At 71.1% G+C, this 13,668-nt stretch carries 11 protein-coding genes; 6 read left to right on the plus strand and 5 right to left on the minus strand.

Annotated elements, in window-relative coordinates; all coding sequences use genetic code 11:
• From zwf to pgl, 3 genes are all read left to right on the plus strand, one after another.
• Window positions 1–931, plus strand: a 931-nt coding sequence (gene zwf, locus ACWC09_RS42300; protein ID WP_450856371.1) for a glucose-6-phosphate dehydrogenase, incomplete at its 5' end; no start/stop codon positions are given.
• On the plus strand, window positions 928–2,031 hold the full coding sequence (gene opcA / locus ACWC09_RS42305) for a glucose-6-phosphate dehydrogenase assembly protein OpcA (RefSeq protein WP_450856372.1): 1,104 nt from the start codon (window positions 928–930) through the stop codon (window positions 2,029–2,031). The genes zwf and opcA, both read left to right, overlap by 4 nt.
• On the plus strand, window positions 2,028–2,810 hold the full coding sequence (pgl, locus tag ACWC09_RS42310; protein ID WP_450856373.1) for a 6-phosphogluconolactonase: 783 nt from the start codon (window positions 2,028–2,030) through the stop codon (window positions 2,808–2,810). Before opcA ends, pgl begins: the two co-directional genes overlap by 4 nt.
• Window positions 2,811–2,850: 40 nt before the next feature.
• Here pgl and ACWC09_RS42315 read toward each other — a convergent pair whose 3' ends face one another.
• The 5 genes from ACWC09_RS42315 to ACWC09_RS42335 form a co-directional block, all read right to left on the minus strand.
• A complete protein-coding gene (locus tag ACWC09_RS42315) occupies window positions 2,851–3,690 on the minus strand; it encodes a carbohydrate ABC transporter permease (RefSeq protein ID WP_450856374.1) in 840 nt (279 codons plus the stop codon).
• The gene (locus ACWC09_RS42320; protein ID WP_450856375.1) at window positions 3,687–5,048 is read right to left on the minus strand and encodes an ABC transporter permease subunit; all 1,362 of its coding nucleotides are present in this window, start codon (window positions 5,046–5,048) and stop codon (window positions 3,687–3,689) included. Before ACWC09_RS42320 ends, ACWC09_RS42315 begins: the two co-directional genes overlap by 4 nt.
• 6 nt (window positions 5,049–5,054) lie before the next feature.
• Window positions 5,055–6,383: an ABC transporter substrate-binding protein gene (locus ACWC09_RS42325; protein ID WP_450856376.1), complete on the minus strand. Its 1,329-nt coding sequence runs from the start codon at window positions 6,381–6,383 to the stop codon at window positions 5,055–5,057.
• A gap of 83 nt (window positions 6,384–6,466) precedes the next feature.
• A complete protein-coding gene (locus tag ACWC09_RS42330) occupies window positions 6,467–8,092 on the minus strand; it encodes a glycoside hydrolase family 13 protein (protein ID WP_450856377.1) in 1,626 nt (541 codons plus the stop codon).
• 135 nt (window positions 8,093–8,227) lie between these two features.
• The gene (locus ACWC09_RS42335) at window positions 8,228–9,499 is read right to left on the minus strand and encodes an ABC transporter substrate-binding protein (protein ID WP_450856378.1); all 1,272 of its coding nucleotides are present in this window, start codon (window positions 9,497–9,499) and stop codon (window positions 8,228–8,230) included.
• Window positions 9,500–9,624: 125 nt separating this feature from the next.
• Here ACWC09_RS42335 and ACWC09_RS42340 point away from each other — a divergent pair, with 125 nt between their 5' ends.
• From ACWC09_RS42340 to ACWC09_RS42350, 3 genes are all read left to right on the plus strand, one after another.
• Window positions 9,625–10,140 (plus strand): PadR family transcriptional regulator, encoded by a 516-nt coding sequence (locus ACWC09_RS42340; protein ID WP_450856380.1) that lies wholly within the window; start codon window positions 9,625–9,627, stop codon window positions 10,138–10,140.
• Window positions 10,137–10,889 (plus strand): ABC transporter ATP-binding protein, encoded by a 753-nt coding sequence (locus ACWC09_RS42345; protein WP_450856381.1) that lies wholly within the window; start codon window positions 10,137–10,139, stop codon window positions 10,887–10,889. The genes ACWC09_RS42340 and ACWC09_RS42345 overlap by 4 nt, the downstream gene beginning before the upstream one ends.
• A gap of 144 nt (window positions 10,890–11,033) precedes the next feature.
• Window positions 11,034–13,559, plus strand: a complete 2,526-nt coding sequence (locus tag ACWC09_RS42350; protein ID WP_450856382.1) for an ABC transporter permease — start codon at window positions 11,034–11,036, stop codon at window positions 13,557–13,559.
• The last annotated feature ends 109 nt before the right edge of the window (window positions 13,560–13,668 follow it).

Genomic DNA, 13,668 nt, shown 5'->3' on the forward strand with positions numbered 1-13,668 from the left:
CCACTACCTGGGCAAGGAGACCGTCCAGAACATCCTGGCGCTCCGCTTCGCCAACACCATGTTCGAGCCGATCTGGAACCGGTCCTTCGTGGACCACATCCAGATCACCATGGCCGAGGACATCGGCATCGGTGGCCGGGCCGGCTACTACGACGGCATCGGCGCCGCCCGTGACGTCATCCAGAACCACCTCCTGCAGCTCATGGCCCTGATGGCCATGGAGGAGCCCGCCTCCTTCGACGCGGACGCGCTGGCCGCCGAGAAGACCAAGGTGCTCGGGGCCGTACGACTCCCCAAGGACCTCGGCCGGGACGCCGTGCGCGGACAGTACGCGGCCGGCTGGCAGGGCGGCGAGAAGGCGGTCGGGTACCTCCAGGAGGAGGGCATCGACCCCAAGTCGAAGACGGACACGTACGCGGCCATCAAGGTGTCGGTGGACAACCGCCGCTGGGCGGGCGTGCCGTTCTATCTGCGCACCGGCAAGCGCCTGGGCCGCCGGGTCACCGAGATCGCGGTCGTCTTCCAGCGGGCCCCGCACTCCCCCTTCGACACGACGGCCACCGAGGAACTCGGCCAGAACGCGATCGTCATCCGCGTCCAGCCGGACGAGGGCGTGACGGTCCGCTTCGGCTCGAAGGTGCCGGGCACCTCGATGGAGATCCGCGACGTGTCGATGGACTTCGCCTACGGCGAGTCGTTCACCGAGTCGTCCCCGGAGGCGTACGAGCGGCTGATCCTGGACGTCCTGCTCGGCGACTCGAACCTCTTCCCGCGCACCGAGGAGGTCGAGCTGTCCTGGGAGATCCTCGACCCGATCGAGGAGTACTGGGACACGCACGGCACGCCCGCCCAGTACCCGTCCGGCACCTGGGGCCCCGTCGAGGCGGACGAAATGCTCGCACGAGAGGGACGGAGCTGGCGCCGGCCATGAAGATTGACCTCACGGACACCACGGCCAGCAAGATCAACAAGGCGCTGGTGCAGGGGCGGCGGGCCATCGGCACGCCCGCCGTCGGCATGGTGCTGACGCTGGTCATCGTGACGGACGAGGAGAACGCGTACGACGCGCTGAAGGCCGCGAACGACGCCTCGCGCGAGCACCCCTCGCGCACGCTCGTGGTCATCAAGCGCGTCTCGCGCACACCCCGCGACCGCACGTCGTCCCGCCTGGACGCCGAGGTACGGGTGGGCGCGGACGCGGGGACCGGCGAGACGGTCGTGCTGCGTCTGTACGGCGAGATCGTCGACCACGCCCAGTCCGTCGTCCTCCCCCTTCTGCTGCCGGACGCGCCCGTCGTCGTCTGGTGGCCGGTGACCGCGCCGCTCGACCCGGCGAACGACCCCCTGGGCGCCCTCGCCCAGCGCCGGGTGACCGACACGTACGCCGCCGAGCAGCCGGTACGGGAACTCACGGCCCGCGCCGACACCTACACCCCCGGAGACACCGACCTCTCCTGGACCCGCATCACGCCCTGGCGCTCGATGCTGGCCGCCGCGCTCGACCAGGTCACCGTCGAGGTGGAGGCCGTCGAGGTGGAGGGCGAGGAGTTCAACCCGAGCTGCGAGCTGCTGGCGATGTGGCTGGCGGACCGGCTGGACGTGCCGGTGAAGCGGTCGCTGTCGAACGGCCCCGGGCTGACGTCCGTGCGCATGCACACCGACGGCGGCCCGATAGTCCTCGACCGGGCGGACGGCTCGCTCGCCACGCTGTCGATCCAGGGCCAGCCGGATCGTGCGGTGGCGCTGAAGCGGCGCGAGACGGCCGAGCTGATCGCCGAGGAGCTGCGCCGGCTGGACCCGGACGACACCTACGCGTCGGCGCTGCGGTTCGGCGTGGAGCGGCTGAACGCGCCGGGGCCGGTGCGGGAGGCGGTGGTGGCCGTCGAGGAGACGGCGCCCAAAAGCGACGAGTCCGCGCCCACAGGGGACTCCGCCGACGGAGAGCCGGTCGAAGCCGCTGCTGAAGCTCCCGCACAGGAAGCGGAGGCGGAAGCACCGGTGAACCACTCGAACGAGGCGGCCACGACGTGAGCACTCCGCAGCTGGTCGTGCACCACGACAAGGAACTGATGGCGCAGGCCGCCGCGGCCCGCCTCATCACGAAGATCGTGGACGCGCAGGCCTCCCGGGGCTTCGCGTCCGTGGTCCTCACCGGTGGCCGCAACGGCAACGGCCTGCTGGCCGCCCTCGCCGCCGCGCCCGCCCGCGACGCGATCGACTGGGGCCGTCTCGACCTGTGGTGGGGAGACGAGCGCTTCCTGCCCGAGGGCGACCCGGACCGCAATGTCACGCAGGCCCGCGAGGCCCTGCTGGACGCGGTCCCGCTGGACCCGAAGCGCGTGCACGCCATGCCCGCGTCGGACGGCCCGTACGGCTCCGACGCGGACACGGCGGCGGCCGGGTACGCCGAGGAGCTGGCCCTCTCGGCCGGCCCCGAGAACCACGGCGCCGTGCCCACCTTCGACGTCCTGATGCTGGGCGTGGGTCCGGACACGCATGTGGCGTCCCTGTTCCCGGAACTCCCCGCGGTACGGGAGACCGAGCGCACGGTGGTCGGCGTCCACGGCGCCCCGAAGCCTCCGCCGACCCGCGTGACCCTCACGCTCCCGGCGATCCGGGCGGCGCGCGAGGTCTGGCTCCTGGCGGCGGGCGAGGACAAGGCCCAGGCGGCGGCGATCGCCCTGTCGGGAGCGGGCGAGGTGCAGGCCCCGGCGGCGGGCGCACGGGGACGTCAGCGCACCCTGTGGCTACTGGACGCGGCAGCGGCCTCACAGCTGCCCCGGTCGCTGTATCCGCCGGCTTCGCCGTGAGTCGAGGGCGCGGCGGGGCAAAGAACCCTCGCCGCGCGCCTCACTTCACCGACCCCGCCATGACCCCCTGCACGAAGTGCCGCTGGAACGCGAAGAACACCACCACCGGCACCACCAGCGACACGAAGGCCCCCGGCGCCAGCACATCGATGTTGCTGCCGAACTGCCTTATCTGTGACTGGAGTTCCACGGTCAGCGGCTGTGCCGAGCTGTCCGCGAAGAGCAGCGCCACCAGCATGTCGTTCCACACCCACAGGAACTGGAAGATGGCCAGCGAGGCGATCGCGGGCCGCCCCACCGGCAGGACCAGCCGTGTGAAGATGCGCCACTCGCTGCCGCCGTCCATCCGGGCCGCCTCCAGCATCTCCTTCGGCATCTCGGCGAAGTAGTTGCGCAGCAGGAAGACGGCGAAGGGCAGGCCGTACGCCACGTGGAACAGCACCACACCCGGGATGGTCCCGAACAGCCCCAGTTCTCCGAAGAGTTTGGCGACCGGCAGCAATCCGATCTGCACCGGCACCACCAACAGGGCCACCACGACCAGGAAGACGGCATCCCGCCCCGGGAAGTCCAGCCAGGCGAAGGCGTACGCGGCCAGCGCCGCGAGGACGACCACCAGGACTGTCGCCGGTACCGAGATCAGCACCGTGTTCCAGAAGGCCTGTGTCATACCGGCGTTCTTCAGCAGCGCCGAGTAGTTCTCGAAGGACAGCCGGCCGGGGCTGGTGAACGCCGTCCACCAGCCGCTGCTCGCCGAGTCCTGTGAGGACCGCAGCGACGACAGGAACAGCCCCGCCAGCGGTGTCAGCCACACCAGACCGATCAGTACCAGGAAGGCCTGCACGAGACCACTGCTCAGGCCGCGCCTCACCGCGTTCATCGCTCACTCCTCCGGAAACGGCTGATGTTGAAGGCCATGGCGGGCACCACCAGCAGCAGGAGCAGCACACCGAGCGCGCTGCCCAGCCCCTGGTTGTTGCCGCCACCGAACGACACCAGCCACATCTGGGTCGCCAGCACGGTCGCGTCCTGCTGCACCGGCCCGGGCGCGATGATGTAGACGAGGTCGAAGACCTTCAGCACGTTGATCACGAGCGTCACGAAGACGACGGTCAGCACGGGAGCGAGCAGCGGGACCGTGATGCGGCGGAAGATCTGCCACTCGTTCGCCCCGTCCATCCGCGCCGCCTCCAGCGCGTCCCGGGGCAGCGCCGCGAGCCCCGCGCCGATCAGCACCATCGCGAATCCGGTCCAGATCCACAGGTACGCCCCGATGATCGCCGGCGTGACCAGCGTCGGCCCGAGCCAGGAGACGCCCTGGTAGGGCTGCGCGAAGTTGGAGGCCGGCAGCTTCACCGTGTACGAACCGGAGCCGAGGCCGGTGAAGCGGAAGGAGCCGTCGGCCGCGGTCGTCGTACGCGCGACCGTCTTCCCGTCGTCCCGGACCACCTCGACGCTCATCTCCGGCAGTCCGCTCTCCCGCCGGTCGACCTTGCCCTGCACCCCTCCCCCACCAGGGGTGAAGTCCAGGTAGACGACCCCGCGCAGTTCGTGCGCCCCCGCCGTGCGGGCGGCCGCCGTGTAGGCGGGCCGCGCGTCGCCGGGCAGGTCCTTCGGCGCGACGCCCACCAGGCCGAGCGTCACCGAATCGCCCGGCGACACGCTCGCCGTCGTCCGGTACGAGCCGTCCGCGCCCGCCTTCAGCCCCTGCCCGACGCGCGCCCGGGCGGTCGGATACTCCGATGTCCCCTTGAACGCGTCGTGCACCCCGACGACGGCCGCGTCGAGCACGCCCTTGTTCGGGTCCTCGTCGTAGGCGAGCCGGAAGATGATGCCCGCGGCCAGGAAGGACACGGCCATCGGCATGAACAGCAGCAGTTTGAAGGCGGTGGCCCACCGCACCTTCTCCACCAGCACGGCGAAGATCAGGCCCAGCCCGGTCAGCAGCGCCGGGGCGATCACGACCCAGATGGCCGTGTTCCGTACGGCTTTGAGGGTCGCGGGGTCGCGGAACATCTCGGTGTAGTTCTCGCCGCCGACGAATCGTGTGCCGGACGCGTCGAAGAAGCTGCGGCCGATCGAGAAGAGCACCGGGTAGACGACGAGGGCGCCCAGCAGGAGCAGCGCCGGGAAGACGAACAGCAGGGCGACGACGCGGGCCCGCCGCCGTGAGCGCCGGGCGCGCTCGACCAGCCCTGTGACGGGCGGACTTGGCTCTTTCACCAGGGTCGCGGTCATGGCGCGTCAGTCCTTGTACGCCTTGGCCGCCGCGGTCTCCAGCTCGGCCGCGGTGCCCTTCGGGTCGGACGGGTCGCGCAGGAAGTCCTGCAACAGCTTCCACTCGCCGGCGCCCTTGGTGCCGCCGAAGGCCGCGGGTGCCTGGTCGGACATGTCGAAGCGGACCGAATCCCCGGCCTGGACGAGGGACTTGGCGGTGGCGCGGGTGACGTCGTCGCCGTACTCGGACAGGTTCAGCTTCTTGTTCGGGGAGAGGAAGCCGCCCGCCTTCGCCCACACGGCCGCGGCCTCCGGCGTCGCCAGGTACTCCACGAGCTTCATACCGGCCTTGGTGTTCTTGCCGTCCTTCAGGGCGACGGCCGCGTCACCACCGCTGACCACGGGGGCCTTGCCGCCGTCGACCGCGGGGAAGGGGAAGAAGTTCGCGTCCGTGCCGATGGTCTTGCCGAACTGGTCGTGGGCGACGCCGGCGACGAAGTCGCCTTCGTAGACCATGGCGGCCTCGGGCTTGGGTCCGAACACCTTCTCCACCGAGCCCGGGAAGTCGGTGTTGAGGGCCTCCTTCTGACCGCCCGCGATCAGCTGCTTGTCCTTGAACAGCCTGCCGAGCGTGCCCAGCGCCTTCACGACGCTCGCGTCCGTCCACTTCACCTTGTGGGCGGCCAGGGCGTCGTACTTCTCGGGCCCGGCCTGGGAGAGGTAGATGTTCTCGAACCAGTCGGTGAGGGTCCAGCCGTCCTCGCCCGCGACGGAGAAGGCGGCGAGGCCGGAGTCGGAGACGGTGCGGCCGGCCTGGAGCATCTCGTCGTACGTCTTGGGCGGCTTGACGCCGGCCTGGTCGAGGGCGTCGGGGCTGTACCAGACCGTCGACTTGTGGGCGGCCTTGAAGAAGAGGCCGTAGAGGCGGCCGTCGACGCTGCCGTACTTCTTCCAGACGGGGGCGTAACCGGCGTCCACGGACTGCTCGGTGGTCTTGGACAGCGGTGTGAGCCAGCCGTTCTTCGCGAACTGCTGCAACACGCCCACCTGCGGGACCATCACCACGTCGGGCGCGTTGCCGCCCTCGATCTTGCTGCCGATGACGGTGGAGACGTTGTCCCCGGTGGCTATGAACTGCGTCTTGGCGCCGGTCTTCGCGCTGAAGGCGTCCAGCACCTTCTGGAAGTTCTTCTGCTCGCTGCCGGTCCAGACACCGGCCACGGTGACCGTCTGACCGCTGAGCGCCTTGTCGCCGCCGCCCGCGGAGACCGGTCCGCCGCCTCCGCAGGCGGTCGCGCCGAGGGCCAGGGAGAGGGCAGTGCAGCTCGTGAGCAGGGTCGTGCGTCGTCGCATCATCGTTGATGTCCCTTCAAGGGGGTGGGAAACTGACGAACAATCAGGGGAGATCGCCCGTCATCGCGGGGGTGACAGGTGGCGATTCAGAGGTCGTTGATCCACCAGGCGGCCGTCGAACCGGGCAGCACGCCGTTCGGGCACGGGCCGCTGGACAGCAGAGGGGTACCGGAGACCGGCGCGGGTGTGGGCGCCGTACCGAAGTTGACGGCGCAGACCAGGCCGTCGCCGCGGACGAAGGCGAGGACGCCGGGCGGAGTGTCCAGCCACTGGAGCGGTCCCTCGCCCAACTGGGACAGAGCGGCTCGGAGTTGGAGTCCGTCGCGGTACAGGTGCCAGAAGGAGCGGGTGTCGGCGAGGGCGCGGTCGGTGGCGTATTCGGCGAAGTAGGAGGGCTGCGGAAGCCACGGCCGTGCGGTCTCCGCACCGGAGGTGAAGCCGAAGGGCGAGGCCTGTCCGGACCAGGGGAGCGGGACGCGGCAGCCGTCGCGGACATGGGTCCGGCTTCCCGTGCGCCGGAAGATCGGGTCGGTGAGCACGTCGTCGGGCAGGTCGACCACCTCGGGCAGGCCCAGCTCCTCGCCCTGGTAGATGTACGCGGCTCCGGGCAGCGCCAGCATCAGCAGCGCGGCGGCGCGGGCACGGGCGGTGCCGAGGCCGCTGCCCTCGGTGGCGGGTTCGCCGTAGCGGGTGACGGTGCGGACCTGGTCGTGGTTGTTGAGGACCCAGGTGAGCGTGGAGCCCGTGCCGGCGATGTCCTCCATGGCCTCCGAGATGACCTTGCGGAAGGCGTCGGGGTCCCAGGGAGCGCTGAGCAGGTCGAAGAAGAAGGCCTGGTGGAGCTCGTCCGCCCGGACGTACTGCGCGTGCTCGCGGGCGCTCGGGACCGACACCTCGCCGACCAGGAGCCGCTCGTTTCCGTCCCGTTCCGTGTACTCCTCGCACACCGAGCGCCAGTGCCGCCACACGTCGTGCACCTCGGGCTGGTTCCAGGCGAGCGGGTTGACCGAGTCGCGGGTGCGGGCGTCGGCCTCCGGGTCGTCCGAGTCGGGCAGCTCCGGGTGCTTGAAGAGGCCGGCGGCGACGTCGATGCGGAATCCGTCGACGCCCCGGTCCAGCCAGAAGCGGAGCACCCGGTCGAACTCGGCGCCGATCCGGGGGTCGCGCCAGTTCCAGTCCGGCTGCTCGGGCGCGAACATGTGCAGGTACCACTGGCCGGGCCGCCCGTCCGCCTCGGTCACCCGACTCCAGGCCGGCCCGCCGAACATGGAGTGCCAGTTGTTGGGCGGCTCACAGCCGTCGGCGCCACGCCCGTCGGCGAAGTGGAAGCGAGTGCGGGCCGCGCTGCCGGGTTCCGCCGCCAGCGCCTCCTGGAACCACGGGTGCTCGCTGGAGCAGTGGTTGGGCACGATGTCGAGCAGCACCCTGATGCCCAGCCGCCGGGCGGCCGCCATCAGCAGGTCGAACTCGGCGAGGTCGCCGAAGAGCGGGTCGACGTCGCAGTAGTCGGCCACGTCGTAGCCGTGGTCGTGCTGCGGGGAGGGGTAGAACGGGCTCAGCCAGATCCCGTCGACGCCGAGCTTCTTCAGATACGGCAGGCCGGCCCGGACCCCGGCCAGATCGCCGATGCCGTCGCCCGTGCTGTCCAGGAAGCTGCGGACGTACACCTGATAGATCACCGCGTCCCGCCACCAGCGGTACTTACTCAACATGTATGCATGTTAGGTATCCAAGTCGCGAGAGTGTCAACGAAGAGAACGGAAACTACCGCCGAGTCACCATGGCAGATACGGACTTAGTGGGGCATTCTGCAGCGAGATGAGATGTTCGCGTTACCTAACAGGTAACTATCGACCCCGGATCGCGGCCAGCTCCCGCGCCAGCCGCTCCACGGCTGCCCGCGGCGTCTCGTGCCCGGTCATCGCGTCGTGCACCACCGCCTGCACCACCAGGCTGACCTGGTCGTAGCGCGAGCTCTTGGGACGCGGCTGGGCCGTACGGATGCTCTCGCGCAGGGTCGGCAGATACGGGAACCGCCGTATCAGCCCGGGGTCTTCGTAGAGCGCGGCCCGTACGGGCGGCAGGGCGCCCTTCGTGAGGACCTGGCGCTGGACGGGTGCGCTGGTGAGGTACGCGATCAGACGCGCGGCCGAGTCGGGATGGCGCGCATGGGTGTTGACGGCGAGGTTGGACCCGCCCAGCACGCTCCTGCCCGGCCCGTGAGGGCCGGGCAGCGGTACGGCGCCGATCTTCCCGGCGACCGGGGAGCCCTTGGCCGACGCGACGGCATAGGCGTACGGCCAGTTGCGGAGAAAGAGCAGGTGTCCGGCCTGGAAGGCCTGCTTGGACTCCTCCTCCTTGTACATCAGCGCCTTCTTGGGGATCCAGCCCTCGCGCACGCCCCGGGCGAGGAACCCGATGCCCTCGCGCGCCGCCGCCGAGTCGACGGTGACGCGGGCACCCTCGTCGCCGAGGATGCTGCCGCCCGCCGAGTAGACGGCTTCCGCCGCGTTGACGGTGAGTCCCTCGTACGGGAGGAACTGGCCGGCGTACCCGTCGAGCCCGTACTTCGGCGCGATGGTCTTGGCGTCGTGCTCCAGCTCGGCCCAGGTGCGCGGCGGTGGGACGCCCTGCTTGGCGAGGATGTCCTTGCGGTAGAGGAGCAGGCCGGCGTTGGTGACGTACGGGACGGCGTACAGGCGTCCGTCGTAGCGGGCCGTGTCGACGACCGGATCCAGGAAGGCCCCAAGCGGGAAACGGTCGTCGGGCAGGGGACGTATCCATCCCGCCGCCGCGAACTCCGAGGTCCAGCTGACGTCGATGTTGAGGACGTCGAAGCGGCTGCGGTCGCCACCGCGCAGGTCGGTGACCATCTGCGCATGGGTCTCGTCGGCGGAGTCCGGGAGTTCGACGAGCTTGACCTTCTCGGCGGGGTGCGTGCGGTTCCAGCCCTGCAGGAGGGGGCCGAGATAGCCGGTGAGGTCTCCTGCTGTGGCGAGAGTGAGCGGGCCTCGCCCGCCGTCGGCAGCGCCGCCGGCGAGGGCTCCCGAGGCCACGTAACCGGTCAAGATCACGACGAGAACGAGGAGCCCCCTACCGGCGGCGTGCGTCCACCGCATAGGTTCCTCCTTGCACACCCGGCGCCGGGCGTCCTCGCCCGGAGTCAGAGGCCATGTATACCTGTTAGGTATGGGCGATACTAGAGCCTGCGGCACATTACCCCGAGGCGAGGAGGAGAGCACGCGTGCGGCTGCCTCTCCTGGCCCTGCTCGCCCGCGGTCCGGCCCATGGCTACGAGCTCAAGCAGGACCTTGAGCAGATGCTGGGTTCCGCGTACCCTCAGCCGAACGTCGGGCAGATCTACGTCACCCTCGGCCGCCTCGAGAAGCAGGGGCTCATCGAGGGCCAGGGCGTCGAGCAGTCGGGCCGGCCCAACAAAAAGGTCTACCACCTCACCGAAACCGGGCGCGAAGCGCTGCGCGCCTGGTTCGAGGAGCCCGAGGACGAGCCGCGGGTACGGGACGAGTTCTTCATGAAGCTGGCGCTCGCTCCACAGACCGGTCTCGCCGACCGGATCGCGCTGATCAACAAGCAGCGGCGTCAGTATCTGAACACGATGCGGCAGTTGTCGAAGCTGGCCGCAGCGGAAGACCGGGACAATCGCATCGCCCATCTGCTGATCGATGGCGCGATGCTGCACCTGCAGGCCGACCTGGACTGGCTGGAGCGGTGCCAGGAAGAGCTGGAGGAGCTGGAATGAGCGAGAATCCCGCTCCCGTGCTGCGCGCCGAGAGCCTGGTCAAGACGCATTACGGCGAGGGTGCCCCGGCGCACGCGGTGCGTGGAGTCGATCTGTGCGTACGCAAGGGCGAGTTCGTGGCCGTCACCGGTCCGTCCGGGGCCGGGAAGTCGACGCTGCTGCATCTGCTGGGCGGGCTGCAGCGGCCGGACGGCGGCCGTGTCTGGCTGGACGGGGAGTGCGCGGACGCGTGGAGCGAGGCGCGCTGGGCGGTGGAGCGCCGGAAGCGGATCGGGATCGTCTTCCAGTTCTTCAACCTGGTGTCCAATCTGTCGGTCGCCGACAACGTGGAGCTGCCCGCGCTGCTCGCCGGGGGCACGCCGAAGCGGGCGCGTGCCGAACGGAGGGAACTGCTGGCCGAGCTGGGGCTCGCGGGCAAGGAACGCAGCCTGCCGGGCGAGCTGTCCGGCGGTGAGCAGCAGCGGGTCGCGCTGGCGCGGGCGCTGGTCAACCACCCGCCGCTCCTCCTGGCCGACGAACCCGCGGGCAGCCTGGACAGCAAGGGCACCCGCGAGGTGATGCGGTTGCTGTCCCGCTTCCACCAGCGCGGCCAGACGATCGTGCTGGTCACCCATGACGCGCGGCTGGCGAGCGCCGCGGACCGGGTCATCTGCTTCTTCGACGGACGCATAGCCGACGACGCGAAGCTGGACGGCGCTCCGGCGCCCCGCAGGAGCGGGGCGTCCGGGGTGCTGGAACTCAAGGACTGACATGCGGATGTACGACGGTTCGGGAGTCGCGGCGATGTCCGGCGGCACCTGTGGGAGCGGTGCCGGAACTCCGGAATCCGTCATGTCCAGGCCCGTTGCCCGCCCTCGGGGGGCCACCGCGCGCAGGGCTCGGGGCTGATTCCGGTGCGAGCCACCCTGCGCTGGGCGCACTCCGATCTGCGCACGCACCGCGGCGAGGCGCTGTTCCTGATCCTCGCGACCGCCGGGATCACGTTGTCGCTGCTGCTGGCCACGGCCCTGTTCGGGTACGCCACCAACCCCTGGCAGGGGATCTTCACCGAGTCGCGCGGCGCCCACGTCTGGATCCACACGAGCGAGTCCGCCCAGGTGCGCCGGCTGGCAGGGCTGGACGGCGTGGAGTCCGTCGCCGGTCCCTACGCCACCGTCTCCACCACCCTCGCCTCCCGCGGCACGCGCGCCTCCGTCGAAATGCGCGCGACTCCCCGACGCCCCGCCGTCGGCCGCCCGCTCCTCGTCTCCGGCCACTGGCTGGACCCCGCGACCCCCGACGGTGTCGTCCTGGAGAGCCGCCTGGCCCGCGCCCTGCTCGCCGAACCCGGCGACACGCTCACCGTGCCGGGCACCGCGCGGACGGTGACCGTCCTGGGCGTGGCCGACGACGCCGAACCCCGCTACCACCCGGGTGAACGTCCAGGCCTGGTCTGGGCGCTCCCGGCCGCCGTGTCCCACCCCACCGGCCAGGTCATCGGCCTGCGCCTGACCGACCCCGCCGACACGGACTACGCCGTCCAACGCGCCGTCACCACCCTGGGCGCCGGTGCCATAGGCGATGTCTCCACCTGGCGGCAGGCGCGCGCCGAGGCTCAGGGCGAGAACCGGCTGCTGGGACAGGTGCTGGCTCTGTTCGGGCTGGGCGCGCTGATCGCCGCCGGGCTGGCCGTGCATGGCGCGATCGCCACCCGGATTCGCGGCCACCTGCGCGACATCTCGGTCCTGAAGGCGATCGGCTTCACGCCGGGCCAGGTCGTGCGGGTCTTCCTGTTCCAGCACATCGCCTACGCCCTTCTCGGCGCCGTCGCCGCGGCAGCGTTGACGGAGGCACTGGGCAGCGGCTTCCCCGGCCGCCTCGGGGACGCGGTCGCCATCTGGCAGGGGCTGCCGGGACACACGTTCGCCCTGTTCGCGGTTCCGGTCGGCGCGATGCTGTTCATCGGCGGCACGACGGGTCTGGCGGCCTGGCGGGCGGGGCGGGTGCCGCCGGTACCGGTGGCACGGCCGGTGGCCGCGAGAGGCCGTGGGTTGCGAGGATTGGCGCAGCGAGCCCCGAGACCGCGCCCCGCGGCTCGATCGGACCGACGGTCCACGAACGCGGCGCGGCGCGCGCCCCGGTCCGGGCGGGACTGCTCTGCCCCGCCCGGCGCACGAGTCCCCGGTCCGGCTGCACACCCCGCACTCGACATACGCCCCACCTCATTCAGCGGCGGGCGGGTCACCCCGGCACCCCTCTCCGGCGGAGTGAGCCTCACTTCCCCGTCCGGACAGCTCCCCGCTCTCGCGCGCCGCGCGCTCGGGCTGGGGCTGCCCCCCGCATTGGTCCTGGGCTGGCACACGCTCCTCAGCCGCCGCATGCGGTCCCTGACCACCGTGGCCCGGCTGGCACTACCCCTGCTGCTGATCGTCGTCGCGATGTCCGCCTGGACCACCATCGACCGCTTCCACAGCAGTCCGGAGCGGATCGGTCTGCCGGCCGCTCTCACCGTCCATGCTGACGCCGGCCTGAGCGACCGGGACACCCGCGCCCTCCTGGACCGCGACCCGCAGATCGCCGCCGCCTACCCCGGTGTCGAGGTGGCCGCCCTGGTCCCGGGCCAGACGGCCACGATCGCCCTGCGCGGCCTCGGCACGCGTCAGGACCCGTACCCGTACACGCTGGCCGGGGGCCGCCCCGCGCGAGACAGCGACGAGGCCGTGGCGGGGCAGGGGCTGCTCGACCTGCTGGACGTGCGCGTGGGCGACTGGGTGCGCATGACCGTGGGCGACCAGCCGCAGATCCTGCACATCGTGGGCCGCAACATCGAACCGGAGAACGCCGGCCGGGTCATCTCCACCTCCCTCGACACCCTCCGCGAGAACGACCCTCGCCTGGCCCCGGCCCTCTACCAGGTACGTCTGCGCACGGGCGCCGATCCGCACAAGGTGGCCGACCGCCTGGCCGCCGCCGGGCACGGACACCTGGACGTGCACGCCGTGACCAATCCGGCCGACGGGCTCTCCTCCCTGCGCGGAGTCGTGGCCGGTCTGATCGCCGTCCTGGCCCTGATCGGCCTCATCGAACTGCTCACCGCGATCGGCGGCACCGTCCGCGAAGGCGAACGCGATCTGCTCGCCCTCAAGGCCATCGGTCTCTCCCCGCGCCAGATCACCGCCATCACCGTCATGGCCACCGGCTGCACCGCCCTGGCCGCCGTGCTCGTCGGCACGGCCATCGGCACGCCCCTCGCGCACTGGCTGATCGACGCCCAGGGCAGGTCGAGCGGCATCGGCTCGGGGATCGCCCAGAGGCCGTCGCCGTGGCTGCTGGTGCTGTTCGGGGCGGGGGCGGTGCTGGGCGCGGCAGGGCTCGCCGCACTGCCGGCGGCACGTGCGGCCCGTCGGCGCCTGGCGGACACATTGAGCGCGGTGGCCTGAGCGGGCGGGCGCATCACCTTCCCTCGGGGACGTCACCGGCCCTGGCGCGCGCTCAACGCCGCCCGGAGTCCGGGGAAGCGGTCACCCCGTGCCGCCCGCTTCCCTCACC

The sequence above is a fragment of the Streptomyces sp. NPDC001617 genome, from assembly GCF_053596855.1.

What these genes read in the sequence shown, in the direction of transcription:
- ACWC09_RS42335 (WP_450856378.1), bottom strand. Translation starts at nt 9,499, where the DNA reads ATGCGGTGGACGCACGCCGCCGGTAGGGGGCTCCTCGTTCTCGTCGTG.
- opcA (WP_450856372.1), top strand. Translation starts at nt 928, where the DNA reads ATGAAGATTGACCTCACGGACACCACGGCCAGCAAGATCAACAAGGCG.
- ACWC09_RS42325 (WP_450856376.1), bottom strand. Translation starts at nt 6,383, where the DNA reads ATGATGCGACGACGCACGACCCTGCTCACGAGCTGCACTGCCCTCTCC.
- ACWC09_RS42345 (WP_450856381.1), top strand. Translation starts at nt 10,137, where the DNA reads ATGAGCGAGAATCCCGCTCCCGTGCTGCGCGCCGAGAGCCTGGTCAAG.
- ACWC09_RS42315 (WP_450856374.1), bottom strand. Translation starts at nt 3,690, where the DNA reads ATGAACGCGGTGAGGCGCGGCCTGAGCAGTGGTCTCGTGCAGGCCTTC.
- ACWC09_RS42320 (WP_450856375.1), bottom strand. Translation starts at nt 5,048, where the DNA reads ATGACCGCGACCCTGGTGAAAGAGCCAAGTCCGCCCGTCACAGGGCTG.
- ACWC09_RS42330 (WP_450856377.1), bottom strand. Translation starts at nt 8,092, where the DNA reads ATGTTGAGTAAGTACCGCTGGTGGCGGGACGCGGTGATCTATCAGGTG.